Genomic DNA, 18,131 nt, shown 5'->3' with positions numbered 1-18,131 from the left:
GGGGAGGATGCGCCGTGCGAACCATTCAGGAGGCGGGATGCGCCGTGCGAACCATCAGAAGTCGATGTCGAAGTGTACCGTGTCGCCATCCACCCGGGTGTGGACCGAAAAGCCGCACTTCTCCAGCACAGCCTGCATCGGACGGTTGTCCATGAGGGTCTCGGCGGTCAGGCCCGAAAGACCGGCGTTGCGGGCCATGTTGGCCAGATGGCGCATCATGAAGGTGCCGATCCCCTGACCCTGCCACTCGTCGCGCACCAGAAAGGCCACCTCGGCCCGGTTGGCGCCACCCCCCTCGACGTTGTAGCCGCCAATCGAGACCACCCATTCGTCCTTGCCGTCGGTGATCACCCCCACCACCACCACGTCGCGGCGCTGGTCGATGAAGGTGAAGTTCTTGATGCGATTGAAGGGGAACCGTTTGACGTGACTCATGAAACGACGATACACCGTCCCCTCGGAGAGGGAGTAGAGCATCTTCTTGATCGGCTTCCAGTCCGTGGGGCGCGAGGAACGGAAGGTGATCAGCTGGCCGTTCTCCAGCAGCATCGAGGTGCGCAGTTCGCGTCCGCCGACCCAGGTCTGCCCATCCACATCGCCGATCTCCGGGCGCACGAAGCCCAGTTTCACCGCCCGTTTCAACAGCCGGGCGCGATGATCCGGATGGGCGATGCCGATCAGGGCGATGGCCCGCTCCTGGATGGTCTTGCCGAACAGATAGGCCACGCCGAACTCGCTGACCACATAGTGGACCACGCCGCGATTCAATGCCACCCCGGCTCCGGGGTTGAGCTGATCGACGATGCGCGACACCCGACCCTTGCGGGCCGTGGCGGGCAGCACGATGATGGAGCGTCCCTCCACGGCGTTCGAGGCGCCGGTGTTGAAATCGAGAATGCCGCCGATGCCCGAGTAGAAGTGGACCCCGAGGGAGTCCACGCATACCTGTCCGGTCAGATCGACCTGCAATGCGCCGTTGATGGCCACCATGCGCTGTTGTCGGGCGATGTTGCGCACGTCGTTGACGTACTCCGTGCGCCGGAAGGAGAAGATCGGCGCGTCATGCACCGCGTCGTAGAGCTTGCGACTCCCCAGGGCGAAACTGGTGACGATCTGCCCATGATCATCATCGCTCTCTGGCGCGACAATCGCCCCGGCGGCGATCAGTTCGAGCACCGTGTCGCTGATCATCTCGGTATGGATGGATAAGTTCTTCTTGCCGGTCAGATAGCGTACCGCCAACTGTGGCGAGCGGCCCAGACCCATTTGAATGGTGGCGCCATCCGGGACCAGGGCGGCGATCTGCGGACCGATGCGTTCCAATGCCTCGTCCGGGGCCGGGAGGTGCATCTCGGGCAGGGGATCCTCGGCGGGAATCAGCAGGTCGAGATCCCAGACCGACAGATTCGAATCCCCATGGGTGCGCGGCATGGCGGTGTTGACCTGGGCGAGTACCAGGGATGCGTTCTCCGTCGCGCAGCGCACCACGTCCACGGCAATCCCCAGATTGACCTCCCCTTCCAGATCCGGCGGGGTCACCTGGATCATGGCGACGTCGATCGGCAGCTGGTTGCTGGAAAAAAGCCGTGGAATGTCCGACATCAGGATCGGAGTATGGTCCGCAAGGCCGGCTCCCACCATTGGGCGCACATTGTCCGCGACGAAGAAGGTGTTGATGGTGAAGGTGTCGGAGAGTTCCTTCACGGCCAGGGGGAACTCTCCGGCCACGAACACCAGGATCACCTCGATGTCCGCCAGACGGGACCGTTCCTGGATCAGGGCGCGCACCAGGGTGCGCGGCACTCCGGCCCCGGTGGCCAGAAACACCCGTTGCCCCGGTTTGATGCGGCGTACCGCCTCCTGGGCGCTGGTGATCATCTTGGCGTAGCGGCTGGTCCACTGAGGGTCCGGGGTGTGGGAGGGGTGTTTCATGGGGTGGCTCTCCCGGATTGAAGACGCATCTCGCACTCCGTGGCCACGGGCGGCAGACCGGCGCGCCGGATGATCAGGGGATTGATCTCCACCCGTTCGATCTCCGGGAAGTCCGTGACCAGCAGACTGATCCGTTGCAACACCTCGGCCACCCCCTGCAACTCCGAATCGTTCATCTCCGCGCAGATCGCGTGGATTTTTTGTTGCCGACAGCCGGCACGCAGCATGGCGATCGCCTCCTCGGAGGTGACCGGAGCCAGTTGGCAGATCATCTCGTCGGGCGGGGTGTTTTCGCCGCCGACGTGCAGAATCGGTCCGAACTGCCGGTCTCTCACCATCCCCAGGGCGGCATGCCGACCGTGGGCGAGATTCTTCTCCACGAACACCCCCTCCAACCGCCCTTCGGGGACGCGCCGGGCAAAACGGAGGGTCAACAGGTCGAATCCATCCCGCAACGCCCGCGGATCGGGCAGATCGACGTGGCGGGTCTCCATGTCGGAGGCCAGATGCAGCTCCGGCGAGAGCAGATGCAGCGTCACCGGATAGCCGATCCGCTCCGCGCTCTCCAGCGCCTCGTCGATGGTGGTGGCGCTCTCCCCCTCGGGGATGACGATGCCATAGGCCTGGAGAATCTCCTTGGCGGTCATTTCCGGCAGTCGTGCCTGCCCCAGCAGGTGATGCCGCTGAATCAGACGGCGCACCCGCGTGCGGTTGACCGGGAACTGCCCCAGAATGCGCGGTCCGCGTCCGCGCCAGCGGGCATACTGGTCCAGGGCCGCCAACGCCAGAACCGCGCGTTCCGGGGTTGGATAGCAAGGGGCGTGCAGGAAGTCCATCTCCTCCATGCCGGCTCGGGCATGCGTTCCGCCCATGAACACGGTCACCAGCGGTTTGCGGGTCGGACCGTCGGTGAGCAGCGCCCGTACGATCTCCACCGGTCGGGTGAGGGGCTGCGGGGTGATGATCGAAACCGTGGCGCCGATTTTTTCATCCGCTTCGATCGCCTTGAGCGTGGCCTGATAGTGGCGTGGCAGGGCCATGCCGGAGAGATCCAGAGGCCCGCGCAGATTGGCGCCACGGGGGATCTGGCCCTTCAGGGGAACGGCCAGTGCCGGATCGAGACTCACCGAGGTCAGGCCGTGGCCGGCCAGGAGATCGGCGGTCAGAAGGCCCGGCCCCAGGCCGTTGGAGAGCACCGCCACCCGTCCGGAACGGGGCAGGGGCAGATGGTTGAGCGCCATCAGGATGTCCAGCCAGCCCTGAAAATCGTGGGCCTGGATGACGCCGGTGCGATCGCAGGCCGCGGCGAAGATCGACGGCGCATCCGGCAGGGACTCTTCGCCCGGTTCGCCGCCATCCGCCTGACTGGCGCGCCATTCGCTGCTGCCGCCCAGCAGCAGCACCACCGGCTTGCCGCGCGAGGCCTCGGTGGCGGCGCGCAGAAAGGTGGCCCCGTCGGTGAGTCGTTCCAGGTGGCAGGCGATCACCGATGTTTCGGAGTCGTGGGCCAGATAGGTCATGCATTCGGCCATGCTCACCCCGGCTTCGTTGCCCGGACTGAGCATCTTGGCGATGCCGAGGTGGCGGGCCGCCATCCAGTCCAGGGCCGCGGCGCCGATGGCCCCGGATTGGGTCAGAAGCGAGATCCCGCCCGGCGGCGGATAGGCGACGCTCAACGAGCCGTTCAGTCCGAGATGGCGATGGATCACCCCGAGGGAGTTCGGACCCAACAGGGGCACCTCCCGGTCGCGGCAGAGCTTGGCCAGGGCCTCCTCGCGTTGCGCTCCCTCGGCATCCATGTCGCGGAAACCGTCCGAGATCACCACCAGCGACTGACAGCCGCGCGACAGCACGATCCGAGCCGCGTCCAGGGTCGCTTCGGCGGGCAGAGCCAACAGCGCCAGATCGATGCCTCGGGGTAAATCCGCCACGCGGGTGATCACCGGACGCCCGAGAATCTCCCCACCGTTGGGGTTGACCACATGAACCGGACCGGTGAACCCTCCAGAGAGGGCGTTTTTCAAGAGGGCGTGACCGAGTTTTTCCGCGTCGCGCGAGGCGCCGACGATCACCAGGGAGCGGGGGGAGAGAAGATGGTTGAAAAGCGAGTGGTAACTCACGGGGGTATCGGGCTCCAGCGGCATGCTTGACGGTCAGGTGGCGGGTTCCCCTTGACCGTTCTCGCGGCATTAATGACGGTCAAGAGCAGAGAGGCTCTTGACCGTCATTAATGAAAGAATCATGCCAGACCGACCTTGGAGAGCACGGGAACGGGATCGACATGCAGACGGGAGATGCCGAGCTTGTTTTTGGGGAGGCCCATGGCCAGGCCGAGCAGTTGTGCGAAGTTCATCTCCGGCAGATCGATGGTGCGTTGCACGGTCTTGGCCGCCAGTTCCTGGGAGGACCCCATGATCATGTCGCAAAGCGTGCAGGGGGTGATCATGATCTGGGCACCGGCATCCTTGGCGCTCAGGCAGTTTTTGGCGGCCATGGCATGCACTTCGTTCTTGTCGGAGAGCATGACGTGGAAGCCGCAGCAGCGATCCTTGCCGGTGTAGTTGACCGGCACGCCGCCCATGATGGCGATCAGTCGATCCAGATGGGGGGTGTTCTCGTTGGCGTCGTGGGCGAAGATCTCCTCCGGGCGCACCGAGTGGCAGCCCAGGAACGAGGCGATGCGCATCCCCTTGAGCGGACGGGTGATCTTGGCGCGCAGCAGGTTGGAATCCACCTGTTCGGTGATCACCCACAGCAGATGGCGCACCTGGACCTTGCCCTGATAGGGCCGGACCCCGCCCTCGGCGAGCACGGCGTTGATTTTTTCCAGCAGTTCCGGCTCGTTCTGCAAGCGGTAGTTGGCCTGGGAGATGGTTTGCAGGCAGGTGTTGCAGATGGTCACCAGGTCGCGGCCCATGGCCTCGGCCTCGGAGAGGATACGCGCGGCCACCGCCATGGCGAAGGCCGGCTTGGTCTCGCGCAGGCTGACCGCACCGCAGCACGAGGCGCGCGGCATGTCGTGCAGGCGGATGCCCAGTTCTTGACACACGGCGCGGGCGGCCCAATCGGCCTCGCGCTGGATCTGTTTGGCCGCGCAACCGGGATAGTATGCGAATTCCAAGGACATGATGAGTCTCCTATTGTCGTCTGATGATCATTCCGGCACGGCCTGCTTGGCCTTGGTCTCCACGTCCACCGGGGTGCGCTCCAGGGAAGCGTAGATTTTCCGCAGCTCCTCGACCCCTTGAATCGAATGGGGGAACGGGGAGGGGATTTTGCCCTTCTTGGCCAGATGCAGGGCCATGGCGGTCTCCTTCATGGAGCCGAGGATGCCCAGGGTACGCATCATCAGGGTGAATTCGTTGAGTTGCCCGGTCTTGACGATATCTTCGTGGAAGGCCAGGGCATGCTTGGCCGCCGCCGAGTCGCCGTAACCCTTGTCGAGCCCGCGGGTGCGCAGCTTGACGATGGCCTCCATCGGGGCCACCTCCTTGGGGCAGACATCCACGCACATGGTGCAGCGGGTGCAGCTCCAGATGCCGTTCGGCTCGGAGAGTGCCTGCAACCGTTCGGTCTTCTTGCCCTCGCGGGGATCCGAGACGAATCGGAACGCCTTGGCCAGGGCGGCGGGGCCGATGTAGGCCGGATTGACCTCGGCCATGGTGCATTCGGAGTAGCAGCAGGCGCACATGATGCACTGGGTGACGTGGTTCACCTGGTCATAGGCGGTGCTGGTGACCTTGCCGGCCTTTTCCGGTCCCTCTTGCAGGTACGGCTTGATGCCATGCACGCGGGCGAAGAAGGGACGGATGTCGATGGCCAGATCCCGGAGGATCGGCTGGTTTTTCTGCGGGGCGATTTCGACCACGCCATCCTTGGCGACGGCGCCGACATGCGTCTTGCAGGCGAGCCGGGTCCGTCCGGAGATCGAGATCGCGCACGATCCGCAGATGGCGGACCGGCAGGATTGACGGAAGGTGAGACTGCCATCCTGTTGCCCCTTGATCACCTCGAGCAGGGTCAGGATGGTGGTGTTGGGTTCCGCCTCAACCGAATATTCCTGCCAGTGGGACTGAACCGCGCCCACCTGGCCAGGCATGTTGCGCTGAATGCGGAAGATGTAGACTTGTGCGCTCATGCTGCCTCCCTCTCATGCCCTTGGCGGGGCTGGATATCAATAGGTTCTCTCCTTTGGGGCATATTCGGGATTGCCCACCGTGCGCACCGCCTCGAAGTCGAGACGGATGGTCTGGCCGGCTTCGTCCCAGAAGGCGAGGGTGTGCTTGCGCCAGTTGGCGTCGTCGCGGTTGGGGAAGTCGATGCGGAAGTGGGCTCCACGCGACTCTTCGCGGGCCAGGGCGCCCTTGACGATGCATTCGCCCAGATCCAGCAGATTGCGCAGCTCGATGGCGCGCAACAGATCGACATTGAAGATCGGCGACTTGTCGTCCAGGTGGATGCGCTCGTAATCCTGACGCCAGCCCGCGAATTTGCCGGCCAGCGTCGCGATGCCGTTCACCTCGCGATAGACGCCACACCAGGCGTTCATCGATTCGGCCATTTCGTGATGCAGCGCGGCGGGACGCACCCCTCGGTCCGGTCGGGACTTGAGTTCGCGCACCCGCTCCTCGACCTCGCCCAGGGCGTCAGCGGGGAAGTCGTGCAGCTTGGCGGTCTTGACGTACTTGCTGGCATGGGCGCCGGTGATCTTGCCGAAAACGATGGTGTCCAGAAGCGAGTTGCCACCCAGGCGGTTGGCACCATGCACCGACACGCAGGCCGCCTCGCCGGCGGCGAAGAGTCCCGGCACCGGGGCCGCGCCGTATTTGTCGGTGCGGATGCCGCCCATGGAGTAGTGGACCGTGGGACGCACCGGGATCGGCGCGTCGATGGGATCCACCCCTTCCAGATCCATGGCCAGGATGCGGATCTGCGGCAGACGATCGATGATCTTGTCGCGACCCAGATGGCGCAGATCCAGAAAGATTGCGCCGTTCTTGCCGCGTCCCTCGAGGATTTCGGTCTGCTCGGCACGCGACACCACGTCGCGGGATGCCAGTTCCCACTTCTTGGGGGCATAGCGGCCCATGAACCGCTCGCCCTCGGCATTGATCAGATAGCCACCCTCGCCGCGCGCCCCTTCGGTGACCAGAATGCCCGAAGTGCGCAAGCCGGTGGGATGGAACTGCACGAACTCCATGTCCGCCAGAGGCGCGCCGGCCCGCATGGCGTAGGCCATGCCGTCACCGGTGTTGGTGGTGGCGTTCGTCGAGGAGAGAAACACCCGTCCATAGCCGCCCGTGGCGAGCAACACCGCTTTTCCGCGCAGGGTGAAGAGTTCGCCGGTCTTGATGTCGTAGATCACCAGACCTGCCACATGGCCGTCGGCGGAGAGCACCAGCTTGAAGACGTGGCACTCCTCGTAGACGTGGGTGCCGGAGTGGACCAGCCGCTCCCACAGGGTGTGCAGCAGCACCTGACCGGTCCGGTCGGCGGCGTAGCAGGTCCGGTCGAAGCTGGCTCCACCGAAGGGACGCTGGGCGATGTCGCCGTTGTCGTTGCGCGAGAACGGGGTGCCCATCTGATCCATCTCGTGGATGATGATCGGCGCCTCCTCGCACATCAGATCGATGGCATCTTCGTCGCCGATGAAATCCGACCCTTTCACGGTGTCGTAGGCATGCACCCGCCAGTCGTCGTTCGGGTTGATCGCGGCGTTGATGCCACCCTGGGCCGCGCAGGAGTGGCTGCGCAACGGATGGACCTTGGTCACCACCGCGACATCGATCCCGGCCTTGACCCCTTCCAGGGCGGCGCGCATCCCGGACAGCCCGGCACCAACGATGATCAGATCGTGGCTCTTCATATTCTCTCCCCAGTTATGTATGGACAACCATTCACTTGGTACGAATGGCGCGGAGCGGGATCATCCGGCGATCCGTCCGCCTGGATATCAGCCGTTGCCACCCGCCTTGGCGATCACCTGCTCGAAGGTGTCGTTCAGGGTGGGACGGAACTGCTGATAGAGCAGCCCCATGACCGGATTCTCCTGGTTTTGGGCCAGACGCATGGCGGCCATCAGATCGCCCGGATCGTGATCCTCGGGCATGTCGCGAACCTGCATGCCGAGATTGACGTAGGTCTTGCTGGTCTTGTCGAAGGTGACGCAGGGGCTCAGGATGTGCAGATAGGAAAAACCCCGGTGGGCGATCGCCTGGGTGATCATCTCCCGCAGATGGTCCGGATGGCCGGCATAGGCCTGTCCGACCCAGCTGGCGCCATACGAGAGCAGCATCATGAGCGGATTCAACGGACGCTCGGGGTTCTCGAACGGAGAGGTGGAGGTCTTGAGTCCCACCGCCGAGGTCGGCGAGGTCTGGCCCTTGGTCAGACCGTAGATGCCGTTGTCGAACAACAGGTAGGTGATGTCCACGTTGCGCTTGGCTGCGTGGGAGATGTGACCGCCGCCGATGGCGAACCCGTCGCCGTCGCCACCGACGCCGACCACGGTCAGGCGGTCGTTGGCGGTCTTGATCCCGGTGGCCACCGGCAGCACACGACCATGGAGGGTGTGGAAACCGTAGAGGTTGACGAAGAACGGAAACCGCGAGGAGCAGCCGATCCCCGAAACCACCACCGCGTTGTCGCGGGGGATGCCCATCTCGTTGCAGGCGTGGGTCAATCCCTCGACGATGGCGAAGTAACCGCAGCCGGGACACCAGGTGGGCAGGGATTTGGAACGATACTCCAGACGTCCGCTCTCCTGGACCTCGCGCAGCTTGGCATCGACGAACACCGGCATCACGGGAATGGACATGTCACGTTCTCCAGACGTTTTATATTTCTTGAGAGGCTGTTTGGTGGTTCCATCCATGGAATCACCAAACGCGCACGGCTCGAAAGGCTTCGTTCCGTGCTTGAACTAAATTGCCATGCAATTTGACGGGCCATCCCAGGCCCGTATCGGTGGTTTGGCGATCGCCAAGCCGCCTTCGAGATTTGTTGGGTGGTTCCATCCATGAAAACCACCCAACGGGTCCGGTCGAAGGGATTCTTCCGGACTTTCTTTGCAGAACGTTTCGATCCGGGTGGCCATCCCTGGCCCGCGTCGGCTGAATGGCTTGCGCCAGACAGATTCAATGCTACGGATGGTGGGCCATCCCTGGCCCGCTGGGCTGGCTGGATGAACCAGGCAGTCTCCCACAGCGCATGGGTGGGGGGTTCCCACACCATGCATCCGAAACAACGCGTCAGGCGCGTTCCCTCGGAATCGGATCGAATCAAGCCACGCCGGCCAACCGCTTGATCTCGTCCACGATCAACTCCACCGGCATCGGCGAGCAGGGGACGCGGGCCAGGCGCACCACCGGACGTCCGAGGGTGCCTTGCACCAGATGGGCGAACTGACCCTCGTAGTTGACCTCCGGCACCAGCACCACGTCGCAGTCGTCCATGAACGCGGAGACCGCCTTGACCGGGAAGGGGGAGAGCATCACCACCTTCAGGGCCGCGCAGGAGATCCCCTGTTCCTGGGCCATGAACATCGCCTCCAGGCATTCGCCGAAGGTCGATCCCCAGGCGAGCATCCCCACCTTCACCTTGCCCGAAGCGCCAAACCGCTTGGTCACGGCGAAATCCGGGTGCTCGAGGGCGGCCTGGAGCTTGTCGTGCCGCTTGCGACTCATCGCCCCGTGCATCTCTTCGCTGTCGTTGGGACGACCCAGCTCGTTGTGCTCGAGACCGGTGATCACATGCATGCAGTTGGCGTCACCCGGCACCGCGCGGGGACTCACCCCGTCCGGGGTCAGGGCGTAGCGTTGATACACCTCGCCTTGTTCCAGGCGGCGCAACGGCTTGTTGGCGTTCAACACGAACGGCGGTCCCGAGGCAGCCAGGGTGACGGTCTCGTAGCGGTTGGAAAGATAGAGATCCAACAGCACGATCACCGGGGTTTGGTAGCGCTCGGCCATCTCGAAGGCCTTGCCCGCGCAGCGATAACACCCCTCCACGTTGGTGGGGGCGATGACGATGCGTTGCGAATCCCCCGGACTGCCGTAGATGGCGGCGTTCAGATCCGACTGCTCGGTTTTGGTCGGCATGCCGGTCGAGGGTCCGCCGCGTTGCGACACGAAGACCACGCACGGGGTTTCGGTGATGGTCGCCAGCCCCAGCATCTCCGCCATCAAGGCCAGACCCGGCCCGGAGGTGGCGGTGGCCGAACGGGATCCGGCATAGCCGGCGCCGATGGTGGCGGCCATGGCCGAGATTTCGTCCTCGGTCTGGAGCAGGCGGCGTCCCTTCTTGGGCAGTTCGGTGGCCAGACGCTCCATGATGGTGGTGGCCGGCGTGATCGGATAGCCGAAGAAGGTGGACAGCTCCGCGTCCATGCACCCCTGCACCACGGCGGCGTTGCCCGAAAGCATGATCACCTTGCCGTTGGAGGCGGGCTTGTCGATCGGGCTCACGAAGGCGTCGTCGAGCTTGAAGGTGGAGACCCCGGCATCGTAACCGGCCTGGAACCCGGCCAGGTTGCGACCGACCACGGTGGGGCCCTGTTTGCCGAACTTCTTCTCGATGATCTTCTGAAAACTGGCCGGTGCCAGTCCCAGCAGTCCGGCCAGGATCCCCAGCACCACCAGGTTGCGGGAGCGGGCACCGCCGGTGGCCTTCTGGGCCAGTTCACGGATCGGAAAGCCATACGGGATCTGACCGGGCAGCACATGGCCGCTCATATGCTCACCCTCGCCGCACGGGGTGAGGGGCCGAGACTCGAAGATCAGACCGCCGAAATCCCGAACCTCGCCGGCATGCGGAATGGCATGGCTGTCGTCGAGGGAGATGAGGATGTCCGACTGCTGCTTGAGCGAATAGGACTGCTCGGTGGTGATGCGCACGCGGGCGATGCACTTGCCGAAACCGCGGATCTCCGGGGGATAGACATCGAAACTGATGACCCGGTATCCGGCGGCGGCCACGGCATTGCGCAGAATGTCGCCGGCGGCGATGGTGCCGTCGCCCGCCGAGCCGCAGATGGCGATTTGGATGTCGGTGGCGTTCATGACCGTGCTCCCTTGGGGGCTTTGCTGGACGCTTTCATGGGCCGCGCGCTCAATCGCAGGACCAGAAGGGTGAGTCGATGTGACCTTGCGCGTCACGCCCGAGCGTCTCTTCCTGGGTGGTGGCGAATTGTTCATGGCCCCCCGTCATATTGATCGCGGCGACCGCGCCCATGGCGCGGACATTCTTGTAACCATAATAGAACCGGTAGGCGTGGTCCTCCTCGGACCAGATCTGGCAGACGTCCCCGGCGGCATAGATGTTCGGATCGCTGGTGAGGAGCGCGGTGTTGACCAGCAGGCCGCGCTCGATGTCGGTCCCGGACTTGAGCATGAACTCCACCACCGGGGTCAGGCCGTAGAACGGCATCACCACGTCGCCATGGACGCTGTTGCCCTGACGGAACACCACCCGTCGCGCCGGCAGACCCGGCATGCCCGGTTCCACCTTCACCACGCCCCCCTCGGACTCGCCGTCGATGATCTCCAGTCCCATCTTCTCCAGGGAGCCCAGGGCTTCGGCACGCTCTTCGGCGGTGATCTTGTGAGGCCAGAAGGTGGTTTCGTGGGTGATCAGGATCACCCGGCACTCGACGGACAACAGGGTGCGCGCCAGATCCAGACCGATCATGTCGCCGCCCAGCATCACCACGGTTCCCTTTTCCGGCAGGGCCTTGCGGGTGGCCAGGGCCGCTTCGTAGGTGCCGAAGTGGTGGAACATTCCGCGGCACTCCACCAACTCCTCCGGCAGATGGCCGCGGCCACCGGTGGCGACCAGCAGACAGTCGTAGGGGAGCGATTCGTTGTGGGCCAGTTTCACCAGCCGGCGCCGGGCGTCCACCGAGACCACCCGACAGTCGCGCAATACCTGGATGCGGCGCTGGGTGTAGTGTTCCGGCGGATGGGTGAGGAATTCGCGCCAGCTCTTGTGCCCCTGAAACAGTTGCGGCAGCAGGTAGCGGTTGTAGAAGAGCAGGCGGCTGTTGGTGACGATGGTCACCCGACCCTCGGGATCGCGGTCGCGGAGCAGTTCGGCGGCCTGGATGCCGGCCACGCCGTTGCCGATGATGACGTAGCGGCGTGGAGCCGAGGCGGTAGAGAGCGGAGCGTTCATGGCATCATCCATCCACGGTGACGAAATGGTTGCGGGTTATGGAGATGCAGGACACGGGGCAGACCTTGAAACAGGCTCCGCACCGGATGCATTCGTTGTTGTCGATCCAGATGGCGGCGACGCGCTGCCATTCGCGGGTCTCTTGCAACTCGCCGTGGGTGCCGTCCGGGCGGATCTCCACGTCCCGCACCAGCTTGATGCAGTTGCGCGGCGCCACTTCGATGCAGGCGCGGCAGTAGATGCAGCGATCGACGTTGATTTCATAGCGCAGATCGCAGAGATAGCAGCGTTTGGCCTCTTCCAGGGCCAGATCCTGGGTATAGCCGCGTTCCACCTCGCGAACCAGTTGCTGGCGCTCGGGCAGGGGGATGGTCGGCATGTGCTGGCGCGGAATGAAATCGTGGGCCGGCTCGCGCAGCGGGGCCGGAACCGGTTCCATGCTGACCACGCGGCGGCGTTTGCGACCCACCAGCCAGGTGTCGAGCCGGTCGGCGATCTGGCGGGCATGGCCGATCGCCTCGATGGCGGTCGAGGCGCCGCGCACATAGTCGCCGGCGGCGAACAACCCCTGTACCGAGGTCATGCCATTCTCGGCCACCCGCACGTTGCCCCAGCGATCCAGCTCCACGCGCATGTCCAGAAAGTCGTTCACCGTCTTTTGGCCAATGGCGATGATCAGGGTGTCGCAGTCCTCGACGAACTCCGATCCCTCGATCGGGGTGGCCAGACGGCGACCGTTCTCGCGCCAGCCGCCCAGGCGGTTCTGGATGAACTCCACCCCGATCAGGCGACCGTTTTCGTCGGTGCGCAGGGCCACGGGGGTGCGCAGGCCCTTGATGCGGATCCCCTCGCGCTTGGTCTCGAACAGTTCCTCGCTGGTGACCGGGATGTACTCCTCGCTGGTGCGCAGGTGGATGGTGACCTCCTGTCCGCCGAGGCGCTTGGCCACGCGGGCGCAGTCGAGGGCCGTGAATCCCGCGCCCACCACCGCCACCCGGCGTCCGACCCGTTTGTTCTGGCCGCGATGCAGCTCCATCAGAAAGTCCAGGCCGTATTCGACATCCTGGCAGTGACGGGAGAGATCCTCTCCGTCCGGGATGCCGCGCAGGGGCAACAGGACCGGGGCCATGCAACCGGTGGCCAGGAGCACGGCGTCGAAATCGGCCAGGAGGGTGGAGACGCGGGTCGCCCCCTTGCCGGAGCCGACGGTGACGCCGGATTTGAGTTGCACGCCGACGCGCAGGGCGTTGTGCAGTTCGATGTCGAGCATGGTGCGCGGCAGGCGGAACTCCGGGATGCCGTAGCGCAGCATGCCGCCGGGCCGCTCCTCGCGCTCGAGGATGGTGACGTCGTGGCCGAGCAGGGCCAGGTCGTGGGCCGCCGCGATGCCCGCCGGACCCGCGCCCACCACCGCCACCCGTTTGCCGGTCGGGGCGTAGAGCCGTTCGGTGATGCGGTGTCCGACATCTTTCATGTCGGCGGCGGAGCGCTTGAGATTGCAGATGCCGACCGGATCGCCGTTGCCGGACCAGCCGTGGCGGCAGGCCGACTCGCAAGGGCGCGAACAGATCCGTCCCAGCACGCCGGGCAGGACGTTGGCCTCGCGGTTGATCTCGTAGGCCAGACCATGCTTGCCTTCGGCGATGGCGCGGATGTAGGCCGGAACGTTGGTGCCCGCCGGACAGGCGCTTTGACAGGGGATGTTCTGTTTGACCCAACCGGCATCACGGGGATCATCAGAATAGTGAATGACTCCACCCTGTGACGAGCCTTGGGAGGAATCGGTCTTTTGAGGACTAACGTGTTCGCCGCGCATGGTCAGCATCCAGGAACGAGAGACGAGGAGAGCGTTATCCGGCCTGCCGGACGAGGTGGGAGCCTAGCAGGGCGGGGAGAACAAAGTCAAGCGGAACTATGATGCGCCGCAAAAAATTTTTTCTGTTCAGGGTGATCCGGGAACAGAGAGGTTGAATCCCTTCCCGGCAGTCGCGTCAATAGAATGCAGCGGGTTTGGCAATAGTGCAAGAAAAATTTCGTTGCGACGCAATAAACTCCTTCAAATCGTTCATGGAGTCGTGTATCATCCGTTTCTGACCAAGGGGATGGTTGCGAGGGGTGGCGTGATTCTATAACAAGCCAATATCAGGCCCTACTAATATTCGCTTTTATTGATATTAGGCTCTCCTGATATAGTTTGTTTTCGATAACAGGGCAGCAAGTGCGGGTTTTTAGATAAACGGAACTTATCAACCATTAAATATATTTTTCTTAATTTTAGTGTTATTTTTTTTCGCCCCTGGAGGAGCGGTTTCCATGACCGGGCATTCGCGAGCGTTATTCCCCTGGGAGGAGCCATGGCCGGAAACCCCGGTCCAGAACTCTCCCCCCGGACCCAGCGGGTCTTGGCATCGGGCCGTGGAACAAGGGGTGATTCAGCGCGATCCCCTTCAGGAAGCGGTGCTGCCTTTGTTGGATCGCGTGGCCGAGGGGGTGCGTCGTCCGGTCCATCGCACCCTGTGGCGCGGGGTCGAGGTGTGGCGTGGCGTGGATGGCGATCTTCCGGACGTGCGCGGGGTCTATCTGCATGGGGATGTGGGTCGCGGCAAATCCCTCTTGATGCAGTGGTTGTTCGACAGTGTGCCGATCGCCGAGAAACGGCGCGTCCATTTCCACCCCTTCATGGAAGAGCTGCACCATCGCCTGCATCACGCCAAGCCGCCGGGCGGTGTGGATCTGGTGCTGCATGTGGCCAGTCAGCTCTCCGGCGAGGCGCGTCTGCTCTGCTTCGACGAGTTCTACATCACCACTATCGCCGATGGGGTGTTGCTGGGTCGCCTTCTCTCCGCGTTGCACCACTGCGGGGTCACCCTGTGCGCCACCTCCAACTGGGCGCCGGACTACCTGTTTCAGGACGGCTTCAACCGTGCGAGCGTGCTGCCGTTCATCGATCGGCTCAAAAGCCGCATCCACGTCTGCGAGTTGGGCACCGGCGTCGATTGGCGTCGCCGCGTCGCCGGAGCGCACAACGCCACCACGCTGGGCGCCGAGGAGTTGTTCACCCATCTGAGCGGTCACCACCCCGCCCCGACCACCACCGAGTTGCGTCATGTGCGTGTCGCGGCTCAGGGGATCGAGAACGGCGTTTTCTGGTTCGGCTTCGAGGCGCTTTGCAACACCGCCCTCGGACGGGCTGAATACATGAATCTTTGCACCAGGGCCAAGACCGTGATCATCTCCGGAGTGCCCGAGCTGTCCCCGGACGATGCCGATGCCGCCATGCGCTTCGTGGTGCTGGTGGATCTGTTGTATGAACATCGCATCCCCTTGCGGGTGCGCGGACATGTCGCGTTGGACGAAGCCTGTCCCGAGGGTCCGGCGGCTTTTGCCTGGCGACGGTCGGTGTCGCGCGTACACGAGCTGAGTCGTCTGGGAGAGATTTGATCGCCTGATCCAGCGATTGTGTTTTTTGGTTTCTACCGTGGAACTCCCGTCAGGGGGGTGCGCGGTCGGGGGGTGAGGGGGTCCTCCCTCCATTCAATCCAGTTTGCACGGTTATTTGTATATAAAGCCCCACGTCAAGGAGAGATGAATGTCCAAGGATACCGTCACCATTCGCGACAACCGCAACAACCGCGAAGTCGAATTCCCGATTCTGCATGGAAGCGAGGGGCCCGCCGTCTTCGATATCACCCATCTCTACAAGGAGCTGGGACTGTTCACCCTGGATCCGGGTTTCCGCTCCACCGCCTCGTGTAAAAGCAACATCACCTTCATCGATGGCGAGGAGGGGGTTTTGTTGTATCGCGGCTATCCGGTCGAGCAACTGGTGGACCGTTGCGACCACCTGGAGGTCTGCTATCTGCTGCTGAACGGCGAGTTGCCCACCGATGCGGAGAACAAGGAGTTCCGCCGCATCGTCACCAACCACACCATGATGCACGAGCAGCTCGCGCAGATGTATCGGGGGTTCCGACGCGATGCCCATCCCATGGCGATTCTCGTTGGGGTGGTGGGCGCTCTTTCGGCCTTCTATCACGACTCCATCGACATTCGCGATCCCCGTCACCGTCTGGTTTCGGCCTTCCGGATCATCGCCAAGATGCCGACCATCGCGGCGGCGGCCTACAAGTACTACATGGGCCAGCCGTTCATGTACCCGAAGAACGAGCTGACCTACGCCGAGAACTTCCTGCACATGATGTTCGCCACGCCGTGCGGGGAGTACAAGGTCACCCCGGTGATGGCGCGCGCCATGGATCAGATCATGATTCTGCACGCCGACCACGAGCAGAACGCCTCGACCTCCACGGTGCGTCTGGCCGGTTCGTCCCAGGCCAACCCGTTTGCCGCCATCTCGGCGGGCGTGGGTTCGTTGTGGGGGCCGGCCCATGGCGGAGCCAACGAGGCGGTGCTCAAGATGCTGCGCGAGATCGGCAGTGTCGAGCGTATCCCCGAGTTCATCAAGCGGGCCAAGGATCCCAACGATCCGTTCCGTTTGATGGGATTTGGCCATCGGGTCTACAAGAACTTCGATCCCCGCGCCCAGATTCTGCGCAAGACCGCCAAGGAGATTCTGGATGCGATGGGGTATGTGTATGATCCGTTGTTCCACATTGCCCTGGAACTCGAGAAGATCGCCCTCGAGGACGAGTATTTCGTGCGCAAGAAGCTCTATCCGAACGTGGACTTCTACTCCGGGGTGATTCTTTCGGCCATGGGGATCCCCACCAACATGTTCACGGTGATCTTCGCGGTGTCGCGAAGCATCGGCTGGATCGCCCAGTGGAACGAAATGATCGGTTCCGACGAGGGAATCGGTCGGCCCAGACAGCTCTACACCGGCCATGTGCGCCGGGATGTGCCGCCCTCGGGTCTGAAAGAGGATTGAGTCGCCATGGGAGCGTCCGTTTGGGGGTTCCCATGGGCTGGGGCGGGGGTGAGGGGGTTCTCCCCCCTATCATGCGGTCAGCAGGTTCTTCGGGATCCCGGAGGGTGGTGAAACGTGTCGTTTGTTGGATGAAACGGAGTGTACCATGTTCATGACGGCTTTTCGCGGCATGGGTCCGGTCGATTGGCGATCTCTGGTGCGCGTGGGCGACGAGCACGCGCACCAGGAGGCGTCGCCTCCCGGAGACTCCTTCCAAAAGCGCGCTCCCCGCGTTTCACCACCCCACCGGGATGATCAACGGTCTCGTCCTCACCAGACCGCGCGCCTGGTCTTTCTTCTTTCTGGCGTGCTCCTCATTCTCGCGGGCGCCGAACCCTGGTGGCAGGCGTACAAGGCAAGCTCCTGGCCGGTCGTGGAGGGCAAGGTGGTGCAATCGCGTCATCTTGCCCCCTCGGACGGCCCGCGAACGTTCTGGGAGTCTTGGTTGCATCGAACCCGCGTGGAATATGTGTATGTCTTCGACAAGCGTCTCTGGCGCTCCGGGCGGATCGAATTCGGCATCGGCGATCAGGCGTTCGTGGCGGGTGATTTCGCCGACCGGATCGTGCGTCGCTATCCGGTGGATAAACCTCTTCGGGTTCGGGTCGATCCGGCTCGCCCGCAAGAGTCGGTTCTGGAGACCACCCCTTCTGCGGGTGGCAGTCTGATTTTTCTGATGGTCGGCGTGATCTGTCTGGCCGTGCGTTATTTTCTTGGAGTCAAGGGAGAGTTGTCAGTCGATACGTGATTGTTGGCCCGTATCAACCATGGAGGGGGGAACTCGATGGACAAGTGCAAACCGGTCATTCCGGAATCCGTTTCGAACACTCCCGTGCCACGGACTTTTCGTGGCGCGGGTGAAAGTCATTCTCGCCATGCTCATCACCGCGTCCGACACCGCGTGTCGGGTCGCGTGATGCTCGCCCGTATTTCCTTCCCCTCCAGTGTCCATGCCGGTTTCCAAGGATTGACGACGAGCGCGTTCCTTTCGGAACGGCGCGCGCGATCTCCTTTGAAATGATTTGAAATTTCCTTTTCAGGATCCTGTTAGGGCGTGTTGACATTCAATAATAATATCAACCCTATTCAAGCCAGATCATAA

General features: G+C 63.3%; 12 protein-coding genes. 3 read left to right on the top strand and 9 right to left on the bottom strand.

Annotated elements, in window-relative coordinates; all coding sequences use genetic code 11:
* Window positions 1-54 precede the first annotated feature (54 nt).
* The 9 genes from ACV4UY_RS05345 to ACV4UY_RS05305 all read right to left on the bottom strand — a co-directional run bounded on the left by ACV4UY_RS05345 (window position 55) and on the right by ACV4UY_RS05305 (window position 13,918).
* The gene (locus ACV4UY_RS05345) at window positions 55-1,932 is read right to left on the bottom strand and encodes a GNAT family N-acetyltransferase (protein ID WP_491606614.1); all 1,878 of its coding nucleotides are present in this window, start codon (window positions 1,930-1,932) and stop codon (window positions 55-57) included.
* Complete coding sequence (locus tag ACV4UY_RS05340) at window positions 1,929-4,052, bottom strand: acetate--CoA ligase family protein (RefSeq protein WP_491606613.1); 2,124 nt, start codon at window positions 4,050-4,052, stop codon at window positions 1,929-1,931. Before ACV4UY_RS05340 ends, ACV4UY_RS05345 begins: the two co-directional genes overlap by 4 nt.
* A 119-nt stretch (window positions 4,053-4,171) precedes the next feature.
* Complete coding sequence (locus ACV4UY_RS05335; protein ID WP_491606612.1) at window positions 4,172-5,059, bottom strand: CoB--CoM heterodisulfide reductase iron-sulfur subunit B family protein; 888 nt, start codon at window positions 5,057-5,059, stop codon at window positions 4,172-4,174.
* 27 nt (window positions 5,060-5,086) lie between these two features.
* The gene (locus ACV4UY_RS05330) at window positions 5,087-6,070 is read right to left on the bottom strand and encodes a succinate dehydrogenase/fumarate reductase iron-sulfur subunit (protein ID WP_491606611.1); all 984 of its coding nucleotides are present in this window, start codon (window positions 6,068-6,070) and stop codon (window positions 5,087-5,089) included.
* A gap of 36 nt (window positions 6,071-6,106) precedes the next feature.
* Window positions 6,107-7,798 carry an FAD-binding protein gene (locus tag ACV4UY_RS05325; protein WP_491606610.1) on the bottom strand — a complete coding sequence of 564 codons (1,692 nt, stop codon included), beginning with the start codon at window positions 7,796-7,798 and terminating at the stop codon, window positions 6,107-6,109.
* 87 nt (window positions 7,799-7,885) lie between these two features.
* A complete protein-coding gene (locus tag ACV4UY_RS05320; protein WP_420905289.1) occupies window positions 7,886-8,749 on the bottom strand; it encodes a thiamine pyrophosphate-dependent enzyme in 864 nt (287 codons plus the stop codon).
* A gap of 463 nt (window positions 8,750-9,212) precedes the next feature.
* Entirely contained in the window at window positions 9,213-10,991 is a 1,779-nt protein-coding gene (locus ACV4UY_RS05315; RefSeq protein ID WP_491606609.1) for a 2-oxoacid:acceptor oxidoreductase subunit alpha, read from the bottom strand.
* A 49-nt stretch (window positions 10,992-11,040) separates the two neighbouring features.
* A complete protein-coding gene (locus ACV4UY_RS05310; RefSeq protein WP_491606608.1) occupies window positions 11,041-12,102 on the bottom strand; it encodes an NAD(P)/FAD-dependent oxidoreductase in 1,062 nt (353 codons plus the stop codon).
* Window positions 12,103-12,106: 4 nt separating this feature from the next.
* The gene (locus ACV4UY_RS05305) at window positions 12,107-13,918 is read right to left on the bottom strand and encodes an FAD-dependent oxidoreductase (protein WP_491606607.1); all 1,812 of its coding nucleotides are present in this window, start codon (window positions 13,916-13,918) and stop codon (window positions 12,107-12,109) included.
* A gap of 497 nt (window positions 13,919-14,415) precedes the next feature.
* Between ACV4UY_RS05305 and zapE the strand changes: the two genes are divergently transcribed.
* The 3 genes from zapE (at window position 14,416) to ACV4UY_RS05290 (ending at window position 17,777) form a co-directional block, all read left to right on the top strand.
* Window positions 14,416-15,543, top strand: coding sequence for a cell division protein ZapE (gene zapE / locus ACV4UY_RS05300; protein ID WP_491606606.1), 1,128 nt, complete (start codon window positions 14,416-14,418; stop codon window positions 15,541-15,543).
* A gap of 148 nt (window positions 15,544-15,691) precedes the next feature.
* Window positions 15,692-16,990, top strand: coding sequence for a citrate synthase (gltA, locus tag ACV4UY_RS05295; RefSeq protein ID WP_491606605.1), 1,299 nt, complete (start codon window positions 15,692-15,694; stop codon window positions 16,988-16,990).
* A gap of 145 nt (window positions 16,991-17,135) precedes the next feature.
* Window positions 17,136-17,777 (top strand): DUF3592 domain-containing protein, encoded by a 642-nt coding sequence (locus ACV4UY_RS05290; RefSeq protein ID WP_491606604.1) that lies wholly within the window; start codon window positions 17,136-17,138, stop codon window positions 17,775-17,777.
* Window positions 17,778-18,131 lie beyond the last annotated feature (354 nt).

The sequence above is a fragment of the Candidatus Magnetaquiglobus sp. genome (assembly GCF_058402785.1).
This window is presented reverse-complemented; position numbering and strand designations above follow the sequence as displayed.

Excerpts from the sequence above, each read along its gene's own strand:
- ACV4UY_RS05335 (WP_491606612.1), bottom strand. The coding sequence starts at position 5,059 with ATGTCCTTGGAATTCGCATACTATCCCGGTTGCGCGGCCAAACAGATC.
- ACV4UY_RS05320 (WP_420905289.1), bottom strand. The coding sequence starts at position 8,749 with ATGTCCATTCCCGTGATGCCGGTGTTCGTCGATGCCAAGCTGCGCGAG.
- ACV4UY_RS05345 (WP_491606614.1), bottom strand. The coding sequence starts at position 1,932 with ATGAAACACCCCTCCCACACCCCGGACCCTCAGTGGACCAGCCGCTAC.
- ACV4UY_RS05325 (WP_491606610.1), bottom strand. The coding sequence starts at position 7,798 with ATGAAGAGCCACGATCTGATCATCGTTGGTGCCGGGCTGTCCGGGATG.
- ACV4UY_RS05305 (WP_491606607.1), bottom strand. The coding sequence starts at position 13,918 with ATGCGCGGCGAACACGTTAGTCCTCAAAAGACCGATTCCTCCCAAGGC.
- ACV4UY_RS05290 (WP_491606604.1), top strand. The coding sequence starts at position 17,136 with ATGTTCATGACGGCTTTTCGCGGCATGGGTCCGGTCGATTGGCGATCT.
- gltA (WP_491606605.1), top strand. The coding sequence starts at position 15,692 with ATGTCCAAGGATACCGTCACCATTCGCGACAACCGCAACAACCGCGAA.
- ACV4UY_RS05315 (WP_491606609.1), bottom strand. The coding sequence starts at position 10,991 with ATGAACGCCACCGACATCCAAATCGCCATCTGCGGCTCGGCGGGCGAC.
- ACV4UY_RS05310 (WP_491606608.1), bottom strand. The coding sequence starts at position 12,102 with ATGAACGCTCCGCTCTCTACCGCCTCGGCTCCACGCCGCTACGTCATC.
- ACV4UY_RS05330 (WP_491606611.1), bottom strand. The coding sequence starts at position 6,070 with ATGAGCGCACAAGTCTACATCTTCCGCATTCAGCGCAACATGCCTGGC.
- zapE (WP_491606606.1), top strand. The coding sequence starts at position 14,416 with ATGACCGGGCATTCGCGAGCGTTATTCCCCTGGGAGGAGCCATGGCCG.